This is a genomic window from Sphingomonas larreae, from assembly GCF_051400595.1.
Taxonomy (GTDB): Bacteria; Pseudomonadota; Alphaproteobacteria; order Sphingomonadales; family Sphingomonadaceae; genus Sphingomonas.
This window is the reverse complement of the sequence record NZ_JBLFFI010000001.1, coordinates 577760-595837: the sequence shown is the minus strand read 5'-3', so window position 1 is coordinate 595837 and position 18078 is coordinate 577760. Positions and strand designations below refer to the sequence as shown.

17 protein-coding genes, 1 tRNA gene and 1 pseudogene are annotated in these 18078 nt (G+C 68.3%); 8 read left to right on the top strand and 11 right to left on the bottom strand.

Features of this window, described 5'->3' with window-relative positions:
- Window positions 1–52: 52 nt before the first annotated feature.
- The 3 genes from ACMGDM_RS02600 to ACMGDM_RS02590 form a co-directional block, all read right to left on the bottom strand.
- Window positions 53–2179, bottom strand: a complete 2127-nt coding sequence (locus ACMGDM_RS02600; protein WP_436802577.1) for a patatin-like phospholipase domain-containing protein — start codon at window positions 2177–2179, stop codon at window positions 53–55.
- A 110-nt stretch (window positions 2180–2289) separates the two neighbouring features.
- Window positions 2290–3366 carry a hypothetical protein gene (locus ACMGDM_RS02595; RefSeq protein ID WP_436802576.1) on the bottom strand — a complete coding sequence of 359 codons (1077 nt, stop codon included), beginning with the start codon at window positions 3364–3366 and terminating at the stop codon, window positions 2290–2292.
- A gap of 285 nt (window positions 3367–3651) precedes the next feature.
- Window positions 3652–3726, bottom strand: a tRNA-Thr gene (locus ACMGDM_RS02590).
- 86 nt (window positions 3727–3812) lie between these two features.
- Here ACMGDM_RS02590 and ACMGDM_RS02585 point away from each other — a divergent pair.
- Window positions 3813–3962, top strand: a complete 150-nt coding sequence (locus ACMGDM_RS02585; protein WP_436802575.1) for a hypothetical protein — start codon at window positions 3813–3815, stop codon at window positions 3960–3962.
- A 45-nt stretch (window positions 3963–4007) separates the two neighbouring features.
- Here the strand turns inward: ACMGDM_RS02585 and ACMGDM_RS02580 are convergent, their stop codons facing one another.
- Window positions 4008–5807, bottom strand: a complete 1800-nt coding sequence (locus tag ACMGDM_RS02580) for an aminopeptidase P family protein (RefSeq protein ID WP_436802574.1) — start codon at window positions 5805–5807, stop codon at window positions 4008–4010.
- Between the two features lie 155 nt (window positions 5808–5962).
- Between ACMGDM_RS02580 and ACMGDM_RS02575 the strand changes: the two genes are divergently transcribed.
- Entirely contained in the window at window positions 5963–6532 is a 570-nt protein-coding gene (locus ACMGDM_RS02575) for an HNH endonuclease (protein WP_436802573.1), read from the top strand.
- Between the two features lie 37 nt (window positions 6533–6569).
- On the top strand, window positions 6570–6998 hold the full coding sequence (locus ACMGDM_RS02570; RefSeq protein WP_436802572.1) for an EF-hand domain-containing protein: 429 nt from the start codon (window positions 6570–6572) through the stop codon (window positions 6996–6998).
- Between the two features lie 211 nt (window positions 6999–7209).
- Here the strand turns inward: ACMGDM_RS02570 and ACMGDM_RS02565 are convergent, their stop codons facing one another.
- On the bottom strand, window positions 7210–8166 hold the full coding sequence (locus ACMGDM_RS02565) for a UDP-glucuronic acid decarboxylase family protein (RefSeq protein ID WP_436802571.1): 957 nt from the start codon (window positions 8164–8166) through the stop codon (window positions 7210–7212).
- Between ACMGDM_RS02565 and ACMGDM_RS02560 the strand changes: the two are divergent.
- Window positions 8165–8737: pseudogene (locus ACMGDM_RS02560) on the top strand (acyltransferase family protein); the annotation flags it as partial. The gene ACMGDM_RS02565 and the pseudogene ACMGDM_RS02560 sit on opposite strands and share 2 nt — an antisense overlap.
- A 181-nt stretch (window positions 8738–8918) precedes the next feature.
- A complete protein-coding gene (locus tag ACMGDM_RS02555; RefSeq protein ID WP_436803654.1) occupies window positions 8919–9326 on the top strand; it encodes a hypothetical protein in 408 nt (135 codons plus the stop codon).
- Here the strand turns inward: ACMGDM_RS02555 and ACMGDM_RS02550 are convergent.
- Window positions 9280–10464, bottom strand: a complete 1185-nt coding sequence (locus ACMGDM_RS02550) for a glycosyltransferase family 2 protein (protein WP_436802570.1) — start codon at window positions 10462–10464, stop codon at window positions 9280–9282. The two genes, ACMGDM_RS02555 and ACMGDM_RS02550, sit on opposite strands and share 47 nt — an antisense overlap.
- Window positions 10465–10750: 286 nt before the next feature.
- Between ACMGDM_RS02550 and xrtV the strand changes: the two genes are divergently transcribed.
- On the top strand, window positions 10751–11641 hold the full coding sequence (xrtV, locus tag ACMGDM_RS02545; protein WP_436802569.1) for an exosortase V: 891 nt from the start codon (window positions 10751–10753) through the stop codon (window positions 11639–11641).
- Window positions 11631–12326 carry an exosortase-associated protein EpsI, V-type gene (epsI, locus tag ACMGDM_RS02540; RefSeq protein ID WP_436802568.1) on the top strand — a complete coding sequence of 232 codons (696 nt, stop codon included), beginning with the start codon at window positions 11631–11633 and terminating at the stop codon, window positions 12324–12326. The genes xrtV and epsI overlap by 11 nt, the downstream gene beginning before the upstream one ends.
- 6 nt (window positions 12327–12332) lie before the next feature.
- Here epsI and ACMGDM_RS02535 read toward each other — a convergent pair whose 3' ends face one another.
- Window positions 12333–12584 carry an XrtV sorting system accessory protein gene (locus ACMGDM_RS02535; protein ID WP_436802567.1) on the bottom strand — a complete coding sequence of 84 codons (252 nt, stop codon included), beginning with the start codon at window positions 12582–12584 and terminating at the stop codon, window positions 12333–12335.
- Window positions 12585–12671: 87 nt separating this feature from the next.
- Here ACMGDM_RS02535 and ACMGDM_RS02530 point away from each other — a divergent pair, with 87 nt between their 5' ends.
- Entirely contained in the window at window positions 12672–13517 is an 846-nt protein-coding gene (locus tag ACMGDM_RS02530; RefSeq protein WP_436802566.1) for a SurA N-terminal domain-containing protein, read from the top strand.
- A gap of 311 nt (window positions 13518–13828) precedes the next feature.
- Here ACMGDM_RS02530 and ACMGDM_RS02525 read toward each other — a convergent pair whose 3' ends face one another.
- Genes ACMGDM_RS02525 through ACMGDM_RS02510 form a run of 4 tightly spaced genes read right to left on the bottom strand, consistent with a single transcriptional unit; the run spans window position 13829 to window position 17932 of the window.
- Window positions 13829–14638, bottom strand: coding sequence for a CpsD/CapB family tyrosine-protein kinase (locus tag ACMGDM_RS02525; RefSeq protein ID WP_436802565.1), 810 nt, complete (start codon window positions 14636–14638; stop codon window positions 13829–13831).
- Between the two features lie 2 nt (window positions 14639–14640).
- Complete coding sequence (locus ACMGDM_RS02520; RefSeq protein WP_436802564.1) at window positions 14641–16113, bottom strand: GumC family protein; 1473 nt, start codon at window positions 16111–16113, stop codon at window positions 14641–14643.
- Complete coding sequence (locus ACMGDM_RS02515) at window positions 16110–17321, bottom strand: hypothetical protein (RefSeq protein WP_436802563.1); 1212 nt, start codon at window positions 17319–17321, stop codon at window positions 16110–16112. Before ACMGDM_RS02515 ends, ACMGDM_RS02520 begins: the two co-directional genes overlap by 4 nt.
- Window positions 17318–17932 carry a polysaccharide biosynthesis/export family protein gene (locus tag ACMGDM_RS02510; RefSeq protein WP_436802562.1) on the bottom strand — a complete coding sequence of 205 codons (615 nt, stop codon included), beginning with the start codon at window positions 17930–17932 and terminating at the stop codon, window positions 17318–17320. Before ACMGDM_RS02510 ends, ACMGDM_RS02515 begins: the two co-directional genes overlap by 4 nt.
- Between the last annotated feature and the right edge of the window lie 146 nt (window positions 17933–18078).

The window sequence follows — 18078 nt, the reverse complement described above, 5'->3', positions numbered from 1 at the left end:
TCGCGACGCCATGCCACCGGCGAGGCGCAGCGTCGCGTGTGATCTGCGTGCCTCAAGGGCGTTCCTGCCACGGATCCGAGTCGATCGCGGGCCGCAGCCGCAGCGTCTGCTTTGGTTTCGGCCCGCGCGACCGCGCGTTGACGTAATCGATCCCGTCCGCCGCGGGTGTCGGCGCAAGCGCGGCCAGTGCCTGGACCCCCGCGACCATGTCGAGCGCGAGGTCGCGCTGCTTTTCGTTGGCGAAGGGATAGCCGGGACGCGTCGGCAGGCGCGCTTCCGCCGCGGTGCCGGCCTCCTGGGTCATCCGCTCGATACTGGGCGACTGGTGGAGCGGATCGTTCGCGGATCGTTCGGCGCGGTCACAGTCCACGTCCCAGCCGGTGCTGAACCGCGCCGCACTGACCTCAAGTCCCGCGAGATACGCGCGGAAGCGCACGAAGCGGTGGTTGGCCCAGTTGAGCACCAGCGGCTCGCCGGGGAAAAGCGGATCGAGCAGCGTGTCCGGCACGAAGCGCGCCGCGATCACCGCGCCGGCGCGGGCACCGCGGCGCTGCAGATCCGCGATCGTCGCGGCATCCATCGCGACGTTGAAGCCGCCCTCGCCGTCGCGCATGCGGACGTGGACGATGCGGTCGCGATAGCCGGGCACGTCGATCAGCTGGTTGTCGCCCCATTGCCGCGCCGTGGTGATGATCCGGCCGGCAAAGCGCAGCAGCCGCGTCGTGGAGGCGCCGGCGGCGAGCCGGGTGTAGCTCGCCAGCCGCCCGCGGTTGGTGCGCAGCATATAGACCAGCTCCTCTGCGGGCGCGTCGGCCGCGGCGAGGCCGGGCTCGCGCGTCACCGCGCCGGCCTGCTCGGGCTGCAATTCGTCGTCATGGTAGAGGAGGTTGAGGCAGAAGGTCGGGCGCGTCGGGATCGGCGCGTCGAACAGGTGTAGCGGGAAATTGGACGTGATCCCGCCGTCCGCGATCCACAGCTCGGCGAGCTCGCGCCCGCCGCCCTGCGCGGCGGCACGCTCGCGCCGGATATACAGCCGCACCGCGCGGAACAGGAAGGGGAAGCTCAGCGACATTCGCACGCCGACCAGCACCGGGAGATCGGCCGGGCGCGGTAGCCGCACGATGTCGTCGCGAGCGAGGCCGTGAAGCTCCACCTCATCAAGCGTGTCGCGCGGATCGGTGGGCGTGCGCTGGTGCGCGACGATCCAGTCGACCACCGCGCACGGGAAGAGCGCCGCGAGATCGCTGCGGCGTGCGAACAGCAGGTCATCGCGGCGCAGGAACGGCAGTTGCACCGACTGGGCGCGGTTGATGTCCGAGGCGACAAGCGCGAGTTCGATGTCGCGCGGGATCGTGGCGAGCGTTGCCTCCGCCCCGCCCGGATCATCTGCCGCGGCCAGTGCGGCGGCGAGCGCCGCATCGCGATCGACTCCAGGGCGGCGGTGCGCCGCCGCCCACAGGTCGCCGAACGTCAGCGGCTCCGCCTCCGGTAAGCCGGCAAGCTCCTGCAAACGCGCGTGCAGCCATTCGGTAAGCGAGGGCAGCGCCGCGCCGGCGACCTCCGCCTGCGCCATGCCGGAGCAGAAGCCGAAGCCGTTCTCCGCGACCGCGCGCAGCCCGCGTCGGACCGTCGGGAACCAGAAGAGGGCAGTCAGCAGCAGCGTCAGCGCCGGCAGGCCGACCATCAGGAGCAGGAGCAGCGCCAGCGCGAGCGCGGTCGAGCGGGTCGGCTCCCACGCGATCAGCGCAGCGGCGACCAACCCGAGCATCAGCGCGGCCCACAGCAGCGCTGTACCGCTCAGCAGCGCGAGGACACCGGCGAGGCCGTGGGCCGCCGCGGCCGCCTGCGCGCGCTGGAGCAGGCGGAATAGCGGCGCGGTGGCGCGATCCGGCGTGAACAGATGCTGCAACAGCGGCGCGCCGCCGTGCAGTGCGCCCAGCTCCGGCGCCAGCTCGGCCAGCCGCTCCCGCGCGCGGGCGTGGCGCCCGGAGCGGCGACCGAATTCCATCGCGGCGGCGGCGGCGGCCCCGATGGCGCCGGCCGACGTGCCGCCGATGGAGCGCAGCCGATAGGTCGTTGCAATGGCGGCGATCGCGCCGGGATAGATGACGCCGCTGGTGACGCCGCCCTTCATGACGAGGTCGCATTCGAGCGGCGCGCGGTCACGGTCGATCGGCATCGGCACACCTCCGCCGCGCCGACCCTGGTGCGCGGCGCCTCAGCCTAGCCTATGGCGGGACCGCCGATAAGGGGCGGCGTGCCAGCTCGGCTGGTCGCGGCGAGCGCGACCTATTGTTTGCTCGCGAAGCTTCCCACGATCGTCAGTGTCAAGGAAGGGGTGACCGGGTCAGGCAGCGTCAGCGAGAAAGCGCCCGCTGCTTCCTCGGCGTGCGGGCCCGCTATGAACCCGCTCGCCACGCCGTCGCTCAACGTGGCCGACCATCTGCTTGCATCGGCGGACAGCGCGCCGCGCAGCGCGAATCGACCGAGTTCGTAGACGGTGCCGCCGTTCGCGCCGTCGGTGGCGGTCAACGTCAAAACTCCGGCGATCTCGTGGGTGGCATAGTCGACGGTGAGTTGGGCAGACCCGCTGATGTCATAAACCGATTGCTTGGGGTAGATGGACACGACCCCGCTGACACCTCGGCCTGAAACAAGGCCGTTATAGGCGATCGCACCGGAGACCGGAGCGGCGCCGGATGCGAGCGGCAGGCCGAAGGCGAGCGGACGCCAGTCGGTTTGAGAGTCGCCGAAGATCGTCGACCGAATGAAGCGGAAGGAGCCGAATGTCGCATAGCGGAGTTGGAGGCGATCATTGGCTGATCCAGGATTGAACACCTCCAACTCATACGCGTCGGGGGACATTCCGGCTCCGGACCGATGACGGTAAAGAGTGACGCTTGACGTAGATCTTTCCGTAACCTTCTGATCCGGTGTGAAGGTCACCACCGCGTCCTGCGCGTAGAAGCTGCCGCGTAATAGAAAGGCATAAGCCCGAGACGCGCTGATGTAGCTGAGTGAGTCGCTCGTCGCCGGCGCCCGCTGCGCATCGATCCGCAGCCCATCCTGAGCGCGAAACGTGTCCAGCCCGACTGTGGTCGTGACAAACGCCTGATCGGCGACCAGGGAGACGAGGTCTGTGTTCGTCGGCGCCGGGGCAGGCGTCGGCGAGGGTGCGGGCGTCGGTGTCGGGCTCGGCGCGGGGCTGCTGCTCGGCGTAGGAGCAGGCGTCACCGAACCGTTATTGTTTCCGCCGCACGCCGCGACAAACAGACATGCCGCCAGCGCTGTCACAGCCAGGCTCGCGCGCAGATGGGTTCCGCCTTGTGCTCTGTTGGTGGTCGGGGAGGCGTAACGATCGCGCATGGTTTCTCCAGCTCTGGCCCGGGTTCGTGGTCCCGCACGTACGTCGCGACGCGTTGCGATCTCGCATCATCTAACCGGTCTGGGGAGTGCCAGAAAGCTCGCTCGCCCCATTCAACGTGACAGGAGGAGGAGCCCCGTCGCCTCGAGCTGCTCTCGGCTTATCGCGGCAAGCGCGTCGAGCGGCGTGATCGGGTCGTGACCGTCCGACCGCTCGTTAGCTCATCATCCGCGCGGACATCGCTGCAGCATGTCGCCGGTCAGGCCGGCCCTATCGGCGGAGAAGAATGGTGCTGCCGGTGAGGATTGAACTCACGACCTCAGCCTTACCAAGGATGCGCTCTACCACTGAGCTACGGCAGCACTTCCGACCTCGTCGGGCGGAGGGCGCCTAAGAGACGAGGTGCCGGTGATTGTCAAGGCCGCTCGCGCGCTCTAGCGCGCTTTTCATGAGCGACAGCGACGAACGGGCGGCCCGGCTGGCGGCGCAACTGCGCGCCAATCTGCGGCGACGCAAGGCGCAGGCGCGCGCCGGTGGCGACGAGCCGGCGACGACACCAGCCGCGCCCGCCACAGCGCCGCGCGACGATCCCGCCTGAGCGGCGACGCGCCCGCTTGGCGGCTACGTCAGCGCGGCGTGGCCGTCAGCGCGCGAGCGGGCGACAGCGCGCCTCGAGCCACGTAGCGTCGTCAGCCGGCAGCAACGGCGCGAGCGCCGCCTCCACCCGCGCGTGATAAGCGTCGACCCAGGCCAGCTCGTCGTGGGTCAGCAGCGCGACGTCGATCAGGTCGCGGTCGATCGGCGCGAGCGTGAGCGTCTCGAAGGCGAGCATCGGCGCGTCGCCCCCCGCGACATCGCGCTCGATCACCAGCAGCAGGTTCTCGATGCGGATGCCATAGGCGCCCGTCTTGTAATAGCCCGGCTCGTTGGACAGGATCATGCCGGGCAGCAACGGCTCGTTCGGCCCGCCTCCGGGATAGCTCGGCTTGGCGATCCGCGCCGGGCCCTCGTGCACCGAAAGATAGCTGCCGACGCCGTGCCCGGTGCCGTGCGCGAAATCGAGCCCAGCCTCCCACAGGGGACGCCGCGCCAGCGTGTCGAGCTGGACGCCGGCGGTGCCGCGCGGGAAAACCGCGGTGGCGAGCGCGATATGCCCCTTGAGCACGCGGGTGAACCGATCGCGCATCTCGGCGGTCGGCGCGCCGATCGGCACGACGCGGGTGAGATCGGTGGTGCCGTCGGCATATTGGCCGCCCGAGTCGATGAGGTACAGCTGTCCCGGCTCAATCGCGAGGCTCGACTCAGGTGTGACGCGATAGTGCGGGATCGCGGCGTGGGCGCCTGTCGCGGAGATGGTGTCGAACGACAGGCCGCGCAGCACGCCGGTTTCCATGCGAAAGGCGCGGAGCTGCTCGGCGGCGGACCATTCGGTCACGCCCCCGCGCGGCGCCGCGTCGGCGACCCAGCGCAGAAAGCGCGTGACCGCGGCACCGTCACGCAGCGAGGCGGCGCGATGGCCGGCGATCTCCACCGCGTTCTTGGTGGCGCGCGGCAGCACGGCGGGGTCCCGCAGTGCCAGGACGGTGCCGCCGGCGCGCTCGATCCGGTCAGCGATCGCCGCGACCGCCAGCGCGGGATCGACCGCGACGCGCTTGCCAGCGAGCGAGTCGAGCGCCGCGACGAATGCGCTACGATCATGCACCCGCACTGCGTTGCCGAGATGTTCCGTCACCGCGCCGGTGACCTTCTCGGGCGCGACGAACAGGTCGGCGGTGCCGTCGTCGTGGACGATCGTATAGGCCAGCGCGACCGGCGTGTGGGCGACGTCGGCGCCGCGCACGTTGAGCAGCCAGGCGATCGAATCGAGCCCCGTGATCACGGTGGCGTCGGCGCCTGCCGCGGCGAGCCAATCGGCGACGTCGGCGCGCTTGGCGGCGGCGCTGCGCCCCGCGACCTGCTCGGGATGGACGATCAGCGGCGCGGGCGAGGGGGCGGGCCGGTCGTGCCACACCGCATCGATCGGGTTGGACGTGACCGCGATCAGCTCGGCGCCTGCCGCCCGCAGCGCGGCGCGTGTTTCCTCCACCCACGCGCGGGTGTGCAGCCACGGGTCATAGCCGATCCGCATCCCCGCATGCGCGTGGACGCGGAGCCACTCGGTCACGCTGCTCTCGGGCACGCCGACGAACTGCCACTCATCGCCGGAGACCTGCTCGCGCACCTGGAGGGTATAGCGCCCGTCCGTGAAGATCGCGGCGACGTCCGCCAGCACCACCGCGGTGCCGGCGGAGCCCTCGAAGCCGGTCAGCCACGCCAGCCGCTGTGCGTAAGCACCGACATATTCGCTCATATGCTCGTCCGTCAGCGGCACGACGAAGCCGGCGAGCTGGTCGCGCGCGAGTTGCTCGCGCAGCGCGCGCAGACGGGCGGAAGGGGTCGGCATGAGGCGAGATCCGGCTGACAGAGGCGAGGCCGCGACAGGTGCCACAGCCGCCCGGCGGCGACCAGTCTTGAAGCGGGAGAGTCGCGCTGTCATCATGTCGTCACGCCTGTGCGCGACAGCGCCGGCGCGAGTAGCGGCAAGGGGGACGTTTAAGCGTGTTCCATCCCGACCTGATCCGACATCCGGACAGCTGCCCGACGTTGGTGCTGAACGCCGATTATACGCCGCTGTCCTATTATCCGCTCAGCATCTGGCCGTGGCAGACCGCGGTGAAGGCGGTGTTCCTCGACCGCGTCGACATCGTCGCTCTCTATGAGCGCGAGGTGCGCAGCCCCAATCATGTCATGCGGCTGCCCTCGGTGATTGCGCTCAAGCAGTTCGTGAAGCCGTCGCAATTTCCCGCCTTCACGCGCTTCAACCTGTTCCTGCGCGACACCTTCTCGTGCCAATATTGCGGCAGCGGCGCGCGCGAGCTGACCTTCGACCATGTCGTGCCGCGCGCCCAGGGCGGGCGCACAACCTGGGAGAATGTCGTCACCGCCTGCGCGCCATGCAATCTCAAGAAAGGCGGCCGCACGCCGCGCCAGGCGCACATGCCGCTCGCGATCGAGCCGATCCGCCCGACCAGCTGGCAGCTGCAGGAACATGGCCGCCGCTTCCCGCCGAATTATCTGCATGAAAGCTGGCACGACTGGCTCTACTGGGACGTCGAGCTTGAGGCGTGACGCGTCGCGGGCGAGGGCTATGGGAGTGACGCGGCGCATGCGGTGGCAGTGGATGGTGGCGGGGGCGATGCTGCTCGCCGCCTGCTCGAAGGAGAATGCGGAAGAGGCGGCCGACCCGGCGGTGCTCGCCAATTACGTGCCGCCCTTCGTGATGTCGCGGCTCGATTACGGCGGGGTCGTGGAGCGCCGCTTCCGCCGCCTCGACGTCAACCATGACGATCACCTCACGCGCAACGAGCTGCCGCAGCGACTCGCCGACCGATTCGACGAGATCGATCGCGACAAGGACGGCCGCATTTCGAACGACGAGTGGAGCGCGTGGATGATCGCGCGCTTTGACCAGCAGGACGCCAATCGCGACGGCACCGTCACCAGCGACGAGCGCGAGCGTGCGCGCGAACAGAATAGGATGGACCTGCCGACCCCGAGCGAGGAGCCGGACAACAGCGCCGCGCCAGCCGGGTGAGCGGCGGGCGCGGTCGGGTAGGGGCGGGGTAGACCTGCGCCGGCGCGGCCGTGCCACGCTCATCCGTCGCCCCGGCGGAGGCCGGGGTCCAGTCGGGAAAGCCGCAGTGGGGCTCACGCCCGTCCCGCAGCCGGACCCCCGCCTTGGCCGGGGCGACGAAGAAGGTGTCGCTAAGGTAGCGAATGCAGCGCCGCCTGACGCCTCGCTGCGATCAGGCGGCGAACTCGCGAAAATAGTCGATCGTACGCTGTAAGCCCTTGCGCAGCTGAACCGTCGGCTCCCAGCCGAGCCGCGACTGAGCCAGCGTGATGTCGGGCTTGCGCTGCAGCGGATCGTCCTGCGGCAGCGGGCGATAGTCGAGCGGCGAGGACGAGCCGGTCAGCTCGATCACCAGCTCGGCGAGCTGGCGGATCGTGAACTCGTTGGGGTTGCCGATATTGACCGGGCCGGTGAAGCCCGGCTCGCTGTCCATCAGCCGCAGGAAGCCCTCGATCAGATCGTCGACGAAGCAGAAGCTTCGCGTCTGCGAGCCGTCGCCATAGAGCGTGATTGGTTCGTTGCGCAGCGCCTGCATGATGAAGTTCGAGACGACGCGGCCGTCCGCCGGATGCATGCGCGGGCCGTATGTGTTGAAGATGCGAACCACCTTCACGTCCAGCCCCATCTGGCGGTGATAGTCGAAGAACAGCGTCTCGGCACAGCGCTTGCCCTCGTCATAGCAGGAGCGGATGCCGATCGGGTTGACGTTGCCCCAATAATCTTCCTTCTGCGGGTGAACGTGCGGGTCGCCATAGACCTCGCTGGTCGATGCCTGGAAGATCTTGCATTTGAGCCGCTTCGCCAGGCCAAGCATGTTAATCGCGCCAATCACCGAGGTCTTGGTGGTCTGCACGGGATCGTACTGATAGTGGATCGGCGAGGCCGGGCAGGCGAGATTGTAGATCTCGTCCACCTCGACGTAGAGCGGGAAGCATACGTCGTGGCGCAGGAACTCGAAGCGCGGATTGCCGTGTAGATGGTCGATGTTGCGCTTGGCGCCGGTGAAGAGATTGTCGACGCACAACACCTCGTCGCCGCGCTCGAGCAGCCGATCGATCAGGTGCGAGCCGAGAAAGCCGGCGCCGCCGGTGACGAGCACGCGCTTCCGCGACTGGTAATTCCGCGACATGGTCGATGCTACTCCCGCTGAAATGCCGTGTTGTCCCGGACGGTGCGCCGGGGGCGCGCTTGTGCCAATGATCCCGCGCGGCGACAAGAAAGCTTTCAGCTGTCGCCGTCATCGTGCGACCGACACTGGCCAATCATGGGCACGAATGACTAAGGGAGGATTGATGCAGCGCATCCCGATCCTTGACGGCTGGCGCGCGCTGAGCATCCTGCTCGTCCTTGCAGGACACCTGTTGCCGCTCGGGCCGCATCGCTGGGGCCTGAACGGTGCGGTGGCGGCGAGCGGCATGGCGCTGTTCTTCACGTTGTCCGGATTTCTCATCACCCAGTTCCTGCACCATCGTCCCGAGGTGGTGCCGTTCCTGATCCGGCGCATGTTCCGGATCGCGCCGCTCGGCTGGGCTGCCATGATCGCGCTGGCGCTGGTGAGCCGTGCCGCCCCCAGCGACCTTGGTGCCAATCTCCTGTTCGTCGCCAATCTTCCACCGACCCGGTTGCTGCCGGGGGGCGAGCATCTCTGGAGCCTGTGCGTCGAGGTGCAATTTTACGTCGGGGTCGCCCTGCTGGTTGCGCTCGGTGGTCGCCGCGCTTTGTGGCTGCTGCCGCTGCTGTGCGTGGCGGTGACGCTCACGCGAATGGTGCAGCACGCGCCGATCAGCATCTTCACATGGCAACGCGTGGACGAGATCCTCGCCGGAGCGACGCTGGCGCTGGTCCACGCGCGCGCCGCGCTGGACCGCACGGCTGCCGCGCGTGCTGCCGCTGGCGTTGCTGCCGCTGGTCCTGGCCTCCGCGCACGAGGCAAGCGGTGCGCTGATGTACCTGCGGCCCTATCTCGCCGCGGCGGCGATCGGCTGCTCGATCTATGCCGCGCCGGCATGGCTGGAGCGACTGTTCGGCTCGGCGCCCGCGCGCTACGTCGCGGAAGTGTCGTACGCGGTCTACGTCTTCCACGCGATGTTCGCCGCGACCTGGCTCGGCAGCGGCGACACGCTGATACGCTACGCCAAACGCCCGCTGCTGTTCGCCGCCACCTTCGCCGCCGCGCACCTCTCCACCTTCCGCTTCGAACGGCCGATGATCGAGTGCGGCAAACGGGTCGAGCGGCGCTGGCTCAGCGCGCGCGCAGCCAGGCAGTCGGGCGCCCGCCCAGCAGCTTGAGGTAAAGCGGAATCTTCCACAAAACGTAGAGCGGCAGTCGCGCCGCCGCGCGCGCCGAGAGGAACGGACGGCCGTAGCGGCGCCATGCCACCCAGAGCGCCAGCGCCGCCGCGGTAAGCGCGCCGGCGAGAAGGAACGCGGGCCAAGGCGACGCACCCGCGAGCGTCAGCAGCCCGGTCACTGCCAGCGCGGCGAGATCGAGCATCAGCAGCAGGGTCAGCGGCGGGATGGCGAGGCTCAGCCCGGCCCACAGCGCACGCGGGTCGCCGCGGCGAAGCGCCGTCACGATCGCCGGCAGCGCGCGGGTGAGCGAGGTGGCGAGAAAGCCGCCCTCCCAGCGCGTGCGCTGCTGCAGCGTGCCCTCGGCATTGCTCGCCGCGCTCCATACCGTCGCCTGCGCGACGTAGCGCGGCAGCGTGCCGCGGCGGGCGAGATCGAGCCCGAGCGCCAGATCCTCGACGATGTCCGCGGTGGCGAGCGGCGCGTCGCGGAAGATCGGCCAGGGGAAGGCCATGCCGGTGCCCGTCAGATTGGCCCGCCCGGCCAGTCGCGCGAGCCCGGCCTGACGAACCAGGTTTTTGATGACGAACGCAAAATTCGAGACCTGCACCATCGGGGCGGCGGCGAGGTCGGGGGCCAGCAGGTTGGTGGCCTGGACGGGGTGCTCGGTGGCATGTGCCGCCATGGCCAGCAGTGAGGCGCGATCGGTCGCGCCGTCGGCGTCGAGCACCATCACTATATCGGGTTGCCCGGCTGCATCCCGCGCGGCGAGCGCATCACGTGCGTGCGCGAGTGCATAGCCTTTGCCGCGGCGGTTCGCATCGTCACGCCGCAGCACGCTTGCGCCCGCGGTGGCAGCAGTCGCGGCGGTGTCATCACGGCAATTGTCCGCAACCACGAGCAGCTCGAACCCGGGCGGCAGTTCGGGGAGCAGTCGCGCTACCGTGGCGGCGATGATCGGCGCCTCGTCGTGCGCCGGCATCACGATCACCGCGCGCGCCGTCGCGGCGCTCGGCGCCATGCCGCGCGGCGGGCGCAGCCCGGCGACGACCTCGATCACAAAGGCGAGCGTGAGCGCGAGCAGCGGCGCCGCCACCACGGCAGCGACCAGCGTCGCGACGATTTCGACTGCTGCCATCCGCTTCTCCGATCCCGATCCGTACCCGCGCCGCCGCTAGTAGCGCAGCCACGCGTGCTGGCCACTACCGCGCGCCCGTGAGCGCAAGGTAAACGGCAAATTCGCCTTGAACCGTGCCGTTTTCGTCAATCCGGGGCGCTACCCCTCGGTCTCGGTTGGTTGCGAGCAGAAGGTTTGACGTTTATGCAACGTTCCGCCGGAGGGGGGCGCCGGTGCCACGTCGGTATGTGCCCGTTGGTCGAGTTCGAACCAGGTGAATAGCCAGCCCAGTGCGACGATACCGGCCGTGGCGGAGCGCGAACGCCCGCGCGGGCGCCCGGCGCCACGACTCCCGTCGCTCACGCTGTCGAGTTGGCTGCTGTTGATCGGTTGCGTCGCGCTTGCCGCGCCGACGATGCTGACCGTGGCGCGGTTCAGCTGGTCGACCGAGCAGGGCGGGCATGGTCCGCTGGTGCTCGCCACCGGGCTATGGCTGCTGTGGCGCGAGGTGCCGCGCGTGTGGCCGCTACGGCAGCCCGGCGCGTCGTTGCTGGCCGCGCTGCTGCTGGTGCCATGTCTGCTGCTGTACGTCGTGGCGCATATCACCGGGATCATCGAGATCGAAGGCTTCGCGCTCTATGGCGCGTTGCTGGTGGCCGCTTATGCGCTGCTGGGCGGCACTGTGCTGCGGGAATTGTGGTTTCCGCTATTCTATCTCGGCTTCATCTTCCCGCCGCCTGATCAGGCGGTGGCGGTCATCACCCAGCCGCTGAAGATCGGCATCTCGGCGCAGGCGGTGAACCTGCTCTACGCGCTGGGCTACCCGATCGGCAGCTCGGGCGTGTCGATCCAGATCGCGCAATATGACCTGCTGGTGGCGGCGGCGTGTGCCGGACTGAACTCGATCATCAGTCTCACCGCGATCTGCCTGTTCTACATCTACGTCCGCCACCAGGCGAACTGGCGCTATGCTGCGCTGCTGATGCTCACGATCATCCCGATCGCGATCTTCGCCAACTTCATCCGGGTCATCTTGCTCATCCTGATCACTTATTACTTCGGCGACGCGGCGGCGCAGGGGTTTGCGCACGATTTCGCCGGCCTGGTCATGTTCCTGGTGTCGGTTCTCACCATCTTCGCGATCGATGCGCTGGCGACGCCGCTGCGTCGCGCGCTGGGGAACGGCCATGACGACTAAGGCGCATGATTCCCGGCTGCTCGATCGCCGCCGCGCCATCCTCGGCGGCGCCTTCCTGCTCACCGCGGGGGTGGCGACCGCGCGCGTGCCGGGAAATCACATCGACCTGCTCGGCAAGCGCAAGCTCGAGGCGCTGATCCCCACGCGCGTGGGACCATGGTCCTTCTATTCGAAGAGCGGCCTGGTTACCCCGCCGCCCGACCAATTGTCCGAACTGCTCTACTCGCAGCTATTGACGCGCGTGTACCTCGGCGCGGATCAGCTGCCGATCATGCTGCTGATGGCGCAGAGCAGCGGCCAGACCGGCGTGCTGCAGGTCCACCGCCCGGAATATTGCTATCCCGCGGGTGGCTTTGCGCTCACCGACAAGACTGTCCGCGGCGTGACGCTGCCGTCGAGCGTGCTCGATACGACCGTGATGACCGCCAGCGCGGACAATCGTGTCGAGCAGCTGATGTACTGGACGCGTGTGGGGCATGACATGCCGCTGTCCTGGGCGCAGCAGCGCTGGTCGGTGGCGCGCGCGAACCTGCGCGGCGACGTGCCGGACGCGATGCTGGTGCGGATTTCCACGCTCACGCACGATCGTGAGGCCGGCATGGCCACGCTCGAGGCGTTCACGCGCGCGCTGTTCGCCGCGGTACCCGTCGACGTTCGCCGCGTGCTCGACAGCGCAGCGGGCTGAGCCGCGTCAGGGCCGTCGGCTGGGCAGCTCGATCGGCTTCAATACCAGGAGAATGAAGATTGCATTCGCCACGATGAGGGCGATCGCGAGCAGATGATTGCCCGCGTTGCCGAAATAATTGGCGAGCGCGCAGATCACCGCACCGGCGAGATAGGCGAGCATCGAATCCTGCCGCTCGCTGGAAACTGATCGTTGTAGAAACAGCACGACAAGGCCGGCGAAAATGGCCAACGTCACCCAATCGTAAGCAGTTTGCATCCGGCGGTCCAATCCTCGACGACGAAGCGGTACATCAATTCGTCGCAGGGTGCTAGTTGGAGCGCTACCATGGGAAAGGGGAATAAGATGTTCAGGCGTGGGACTCTGATCGCAGCGAGCTCGCTCGCGCTGCTGGCGGCGGGGTGCGACCGTAAGCCGACCGGGCAGACCGTGGCGGTGGTGAACGGCGAGGAGATCTCGATCGGCGAGCTCAACGCCGAGCTGCAGCAGGCCAACGTGCCCGAAGGCGCCGACCAGAAGGCGGCGCGCGCGCAGCTGCTGCAGACGCTGATCAGCCGCCGACTGCTTGCGCAGGACGCGCGCAAGAACGGCGTCGACAAGACACCCGAGTTCCTCAGCCGCCAGCGCCGCCTTACCGACGAGCTGCTGATCGCGATGAACGCCGAGCGTCAGACGGGCAGCCAGAAGCTCCCCGATCAGAAGGCGATCGATCAGTTCATCGCGGCCAATCCGCAGGCGTTCGCACAGCGGCAGGTGCTCGCGCTCCAGCAGATCGTCATCGATCCGCCGAGCGATCCCAAGGCGCTGGAGCCGCTCAAGGACGCGCACTCGCTCGACGCGGTGGCGGCGACGCTGACGCGCCTCGGCCTTCCGTTCACGCGCACCAGCGGGCGGCTGGACACCGCCAGCGTGCCGCCTGAGGTGCTGAAACGCATCTTCGCGCTGCCCGCGACGGAGCCGTTTGTGCTGCCCGCCAACGGCAAGCTCTTCGCCAACGTGATCGTCGGTCGTGAGCCGGTCGCCATGTCTGCGGACGACATGCGCAAGGCCGCCGTGGCGGCGCTGCGCAAGGAGAATGAGGACAAGAGCATCAACGATCAGGTGAAGCAGCTGCGCGCCACCGCGAAGATCGAGTATCAGCCCGGCTATGCGCCGCCGGCGAGCGGGGCAGCGGCCGCCGCGAAGAAGTGAGGTGAGGGCGGCGGCGTCGCGTGACGCCGCCGCTGGCCTATCCCATGAGGCCTGACCGCAGACGGTCCGGGACAGCCAGCGCCGCTCTCACCGTTGCGGGTGGCTTGTCGCCTTCTCTGATCCCGGCGTGGGGTCGCTATCCGGTGCGCAGCGCACCTGTTGGCCGTTGCGTGGGTGGAAACACGGATCCCGGCTCGAGGCCGGGATGACGCACGGGTGTCGCGGAGAGGAAAGATCTCCGTGAGGACGGGCGCCCGAAGCGACCTCCTCTCCGAATAGCGCGTCGCGCAGCTACGCGCCGGTGCTTCGGCTTATTTGTAATAGTCCGCGTAACCCGCGCCATAGCCATAGCCATAGCTGTCCGCGAGCAGGCCGCCGTCGAAGCGGTTGAGCACCACGCCCGCGCAGGGCGCCTGATCGAGCACGTGGAGCGCGTCCTTCACCTGCTTCTTGGTGGTGCGGCCTTCCTCGACCACCAGAATGAAGGCGTCCAGCTTGGTCGTGACGATCGTGGCATCGTCATTGGCGAACACCGGCGGCAGGTCGCACAGGAAGATCGACGGCGTGGTGACCGCACGCATCGCCGCGATCACCTGCGTCATCTTCGCGGACGCGAGCAATTCGGCCGAATGTGCCGCGGCGCGGTCCGTCGGCAGGATCACCAGCCGCTCGCCTTCGGGATGGCGCGCGAGCGCACGCAGCGATTCGACGTCACCTTCGAGATAGTCGCGCATGCCCTGCTCAACCGACACGCCGAAATTGTGCGCGATCGAGCCGCGCCGCAGATCGAGGTCGACCAGATAGGTGTCCAGCCCCGGCGTGCGCGAGAGTGCGGCCGCGAGGTTGGTGGCGCAGAATGACTTGCCGACTGCCGGCGTCGCCGAGACGATGCCGAACAGCCGCCAGCCCTTGTGGCGCTGCAGCTTGAGCAGCCGCGACCGCAGCATGTTGAACGGGCGCGAGCGCACGTCGCGGCTGTCGAAGCCGTAAATGCCGCGCTGCTTCGCCTCGGCGCTGTTCCAGGCAAAAGCGACGCTGTCGTCGAGCGACGGCATGGTCTCGCCCGCGAACGCCGCGGTCTCGGGCTTGGTCATGGGAATGGCCTTGAGCATATCGGTCATCTTCACATCGCCCCGCCGGTGTCGGCAGCCAGCTTGGGTTTGCGACGGAACGGCAGCGCCAGGCGCCAGCGGCGGCGCTTCTCGCCGGGAGCGAGATCGGGCACGAACGTCGGCACCACGGTGAGCGTCTCGAGCCCGAGCGCCTTGAGCTGGTCCACCCCGCGGATCGGCCGCAGCAGGAACTCCAGCGCCAGCGCGAGCACCAGCCCGAGCCCGAGCCCGCCCGCGACGCCGCCGCCGATCAGCAGCAGGCGATTGGGCGAGACCGGCTTGTCCGGCACCGCGGGCGGATCGACCACGGACAGCCGCTCACCCTTCTGCTCCTGCGCCATGCGTGCCGAGTTCTGCGCGCGCAGCACGTTGCCGGTGATGTCCTTGAGCTGGTCGCGCAGCCCGTTGGCCCGAGCCTCGAGCTGGCTGACCTGCTCGAGCACGACCGGAGCGCGCGACGAATTGGCCACGCTGGCAGAGGCGCGCGCATTGTCGCTGGCGCGGAACTGCTCCAGCTGCGCGATCTGCGCGTTGTTGGCCTGGATCTGCCCCTGCACGAGCGAGGCGTCCGAACTGTCGCCTTGCGACGCGGCGATCTCCTGCGCCTGCGCCAGCCGCGCCTTGGCGCGGACCACGTCGGGATGGCTCTCGTTATAGACCGCGCGCGCGGCGACGAGCGCGGCCTTGGCCTGCTGCACCAGCGGGTCCTTGCCGCCCGAGCGGCGTGCCTGCGCCAGCAGGTTGCGGTTCTCGCTCTGCAGCTGCGCGATCTGCGCGCTATAGCCGCCGCTGTTCGACGGCATGACCATGCCACCCGAGGCGAGCGCGCTGCCGTTGCGCGCCTTCAGCGTGGTGATCTGGCCTTCGATCTGGCTGATCTGGTCCTGCAGCTTGCGCGACTGGTCCTGCAGGAAGTCGACCGTATTGGTCGCCTGCGCCGCCATGCTGGTGGCGTCGATCTCGAGGAAGCGGCTGACGATGCTCTGCATCACCGCCTGCGCCTTGGCGGGATCGGCATAATCGAAGCTCATCGTGAAGGCGATCGTGCTGGTGCCGCCCTGCTGTGCCTGCTGGCCCTGGCCGATGTCGCCGCTCACCGCTTGCACCGCGGTGGCCTTCTGCATGGTCTCGACGATCTCGGACAGCGGCTTGGAGCGGCGCTCCTTCTCGTAGAGCCCGTTCTGCTCGATCAGTGCGATGAGATCGCCGCGGCTGAGCACCTGCTCGCGGATCTTGGCGATGCGCTGGTCGATGATCGTGGTCAGCGGCGAGCTGACCAGCGTCGAGGGCAGTTCCTGCGATTCGACCAGCAGCGTCGCCGACGAGCGATACATCGGCGGCAGCAGCAGCGCGAGCGCCACCCCAATCGTGGAGAGGACCAGGAACGGGACGATAATCAGCCAGCGGCGCTGCCACAGGATCGTGGGGATATAGCCGAAGAAGCCGCCGCCGCCCTCTTCCTCGTTCGTGTCGACGTCACTCACCGCGTATCGCCCCATCTCGCTCGCACGAATACCTTGACGTTGACGTCCGACGGCCAATCCTGCCCACCGCCGGTCGCGCGCCGATAGCCACCCGCGACGCCACCGAAGAGGCGGCGCGAGAAGCCATGTTCGTAGCTTGCACCAGCATTGATGAAGGAGGCGTTGCGCGCCTGCAGAAGATTGGACGTCTCCTGCACCCGCGAGTAATCGGCCGACGCGCGCAGCACGTCATTCTCGCGCAGCTGGTAGGAATAGTCGATCCCCGCGCCCTGACGCTTCGAGACGTCGCCGAAGCCGGTCGGCTGCGCGTCCGAATAGGCACGAGCGCAGATATTGCTGCGCTGCCCGGCCTTGCAGGCGAAGATATTGCCCGAGATGCCGGTCGAGTGGGTCGTGCCGAGCGGCGTGCGCGAGGTGATGAACAGCGCCCCCACCGCCGCCGACAGCGAGACCGATTCGCTGAACTGGTGGGTGAGCGTTACCTGCGGCTGGTAGAAGGAACCCGAGGTGCGATCGCGATCGAAGTTCGACCATGATCCCGATCCCTGCAGCCCCACGCTGGTGCGCGCCGACACCGCATGCGACCAGCCGAGCGTTGCCGACTTGGTGGTGGACGAGGTCAGCAGGCCGCTGTCCCCGTAACTGATCCGGCTGGCGCGGACTTCACCGTTGATCGTGTCGCGCTGGCTGATGCGCAGGTCGGCGCCGATCGCCGCGGTCAGGCTCTTCTGGCGCTGACGCAGCCCCAGCAGCGCGATGTCGGGCGTGCCGAGATCGGGCGGCAGCGAGGGATCGAGCACGCCGACGAGGCCGTAGCTGCTCTGCCCGATGATCGAGCTGTCGTAGCTCACCACCGCATGCGCGTTGAACGTTTCGGTCAGCTGCCGGCGCGCGCGCGCCTCGACACCATAGCTGTCGGCTGAATCGTAGCGGGTGAAGTAGTCGGTGCGACGATAATAAGCGCTCAGCGCGGCCTCGCCCTTCTCGTCGAAGCGGACGAGCTGGGGTGAGATCGACAATTCGGTAAAGGCGCTGCCCGCGCCGTCGTCATTGACCAGGAAGGGATTGGACGAATAGCCCACCCCGGCCTGGCCATCAACGATGAGGCGCGTGGTCTGCGCGTCGGCAAGCGTGCACGGCAACGCGACCAGCGCGGCGCCGAGCGGCAGTGCGACACCGAGGCTGAGATGACGGCTGATCCGGCTCACGGTACGATCACCGTGTCACCGCCGCGCACCAGCGGGATCGACTCGCTCGACAGATTGTCGGTCGAGCCGCGCATCAGGTCGCTGATCCGCACGCGCACCGCTTGCGCGCCGGTCGGCGTCTTGCGCAGGATCACGACGTTGCCGAGCGAGGCGAACTCGGTCGGACCGCCGGCGAAGCTCAGCGCCTCGAGCACGTTGACGTAGCGGCCGGGGTTGAACGAGCCCGGCGAGCGGACCTTGCCGAGCACCGAAAACTGCAGCCCCGACGGCGTCTTCACAGACACGGTCACCTGCGGCACCGCGGTGCGATACTGGCCCTCCAGCCCCTTGGTGATGCGCGCCTCGATCTCGCTCGGCAGCGCGTTGAGCGCATCGACCTTGCCGACCAGCGGAAAGGAGAAGGTGCCGTCCGGCAGCACGCGCACGGTGCGTTGCAGTCGCTCCTCGCCCCAGACGAAGATGTCGAGCTCGTCGCCGGGGTTGATGCGATAGGCCGCGAGCGGCGCTGGCGCGCCGGCTGCCGCGGTCTGCGCCTCCGCCGGCGCCAGTCCCGGCGCAGCGGCCAACAGCACCAACGCCGTCGCCGCCCCGGACAGAAGCTTCTTTACCATCCCTTGAACCCCCAACTACTAAGGCCTGATCCACAAAGCGATCAGCGCGTGCCACGAGTTTATTTGCTCGTTTGTCCCATATCGAGTATCGGCGGCAGCGTCAGCCGCCTTACCGCATTTTCCTGACGTTGTACGCACGAGATTGT

Excerpts from the sequence above, each read along its gene's own strand:
- ACMGDM_RS02600 (WP_436802577.1), bottom strand. The coding sequence starts at position 2,179 with ATGCCGATCGACCGTGACCGCGCGCCGCTCGAATGCGACCTCGTCATG.
- ACMGDM_RS02595 (WP_436802576.1), bottom strand. The coding sequence starts at position 3,366 with ATGCGCGATCGTTACGCCTCCCCGACCACCAACAGAGCACAAGGCGGA.
- ACMGDM_RS02585 (WP_436802575.1), top strand. The coding sequence starts at position 3,813 with ATGAGCGACAGCGACGAACGGGCGGCCCGGCTGGCGGCGCAACTGCGC.
- ACMGDM_RS02580 (WP_436802574.1), bottom strand. The coding sequence starts at position 5,807 with ATGCCGACCCCTTCCGCCCGTCTGCGCGCGCTGCGCGAGCAACTCGCG.
- ACMGDM_RS02570 (WP_436802572.1), top strand. The coding sequence starts at position 6,570 with ATGCGGTGGCAGTGGATGGTGGCGGGGGCGATGCTGCTCGCCGCCTGC.
- ACMGDM_RS02565 (WP_436802571.1), bottom strand. The coding sequence starts at position 8,166 with ATGTCGCGGAATTACCAGTCGCGGAAGCGCGTGCTCGTCACCGGCGGC.
- ACMGDM_RS02550 (WP_436802570.1), bottom strand. The coding sequence starts at position 10,464 with ATGGCAGCAGTCGAAATCGTCGCGACGCTGGTCGCTGCCGTGGTGGCG.
- epsI (WP_436802568.1), top strand. The coding sequence starts at position 11,631 with ATGACGACTAAGGCGCATGATTCCCGGCTGCTCGATCGCCGCCGCGCC.
- ACMGDM_RS02535 (WP_436802567.1), bottom strand. The coding sequence starts at position 12,584 with ATGCAAACTGCTTACGATTGGGTGACGTTGGCCATTTTCGCCGGCCTT.
- ACMGDM_RS02530 (WP_436802566.1), top strand. The coding sequence starts at position 12,672 with ATGTTCAGGCGTGGGACTCTGATCGCAGCGAGCTCGCTCGCGCTGCTG.
- ACMGDM_RS02525 (WP_436802565.1), bottom strand. The coding sequence starts at position 14,638 with ATGACCGATATGCTCAAGGCCATTCCCATGACCAAGCCCGAGACCGCG.
- ACMGDM_RS02510 (WP_436802562.1), bottom strand. The coding sequence starts at position 17,932 with ATGGTAAAGAAGCTTCTGTCCGGGGCGGCGACGGCGTTGGTGCTGTTG.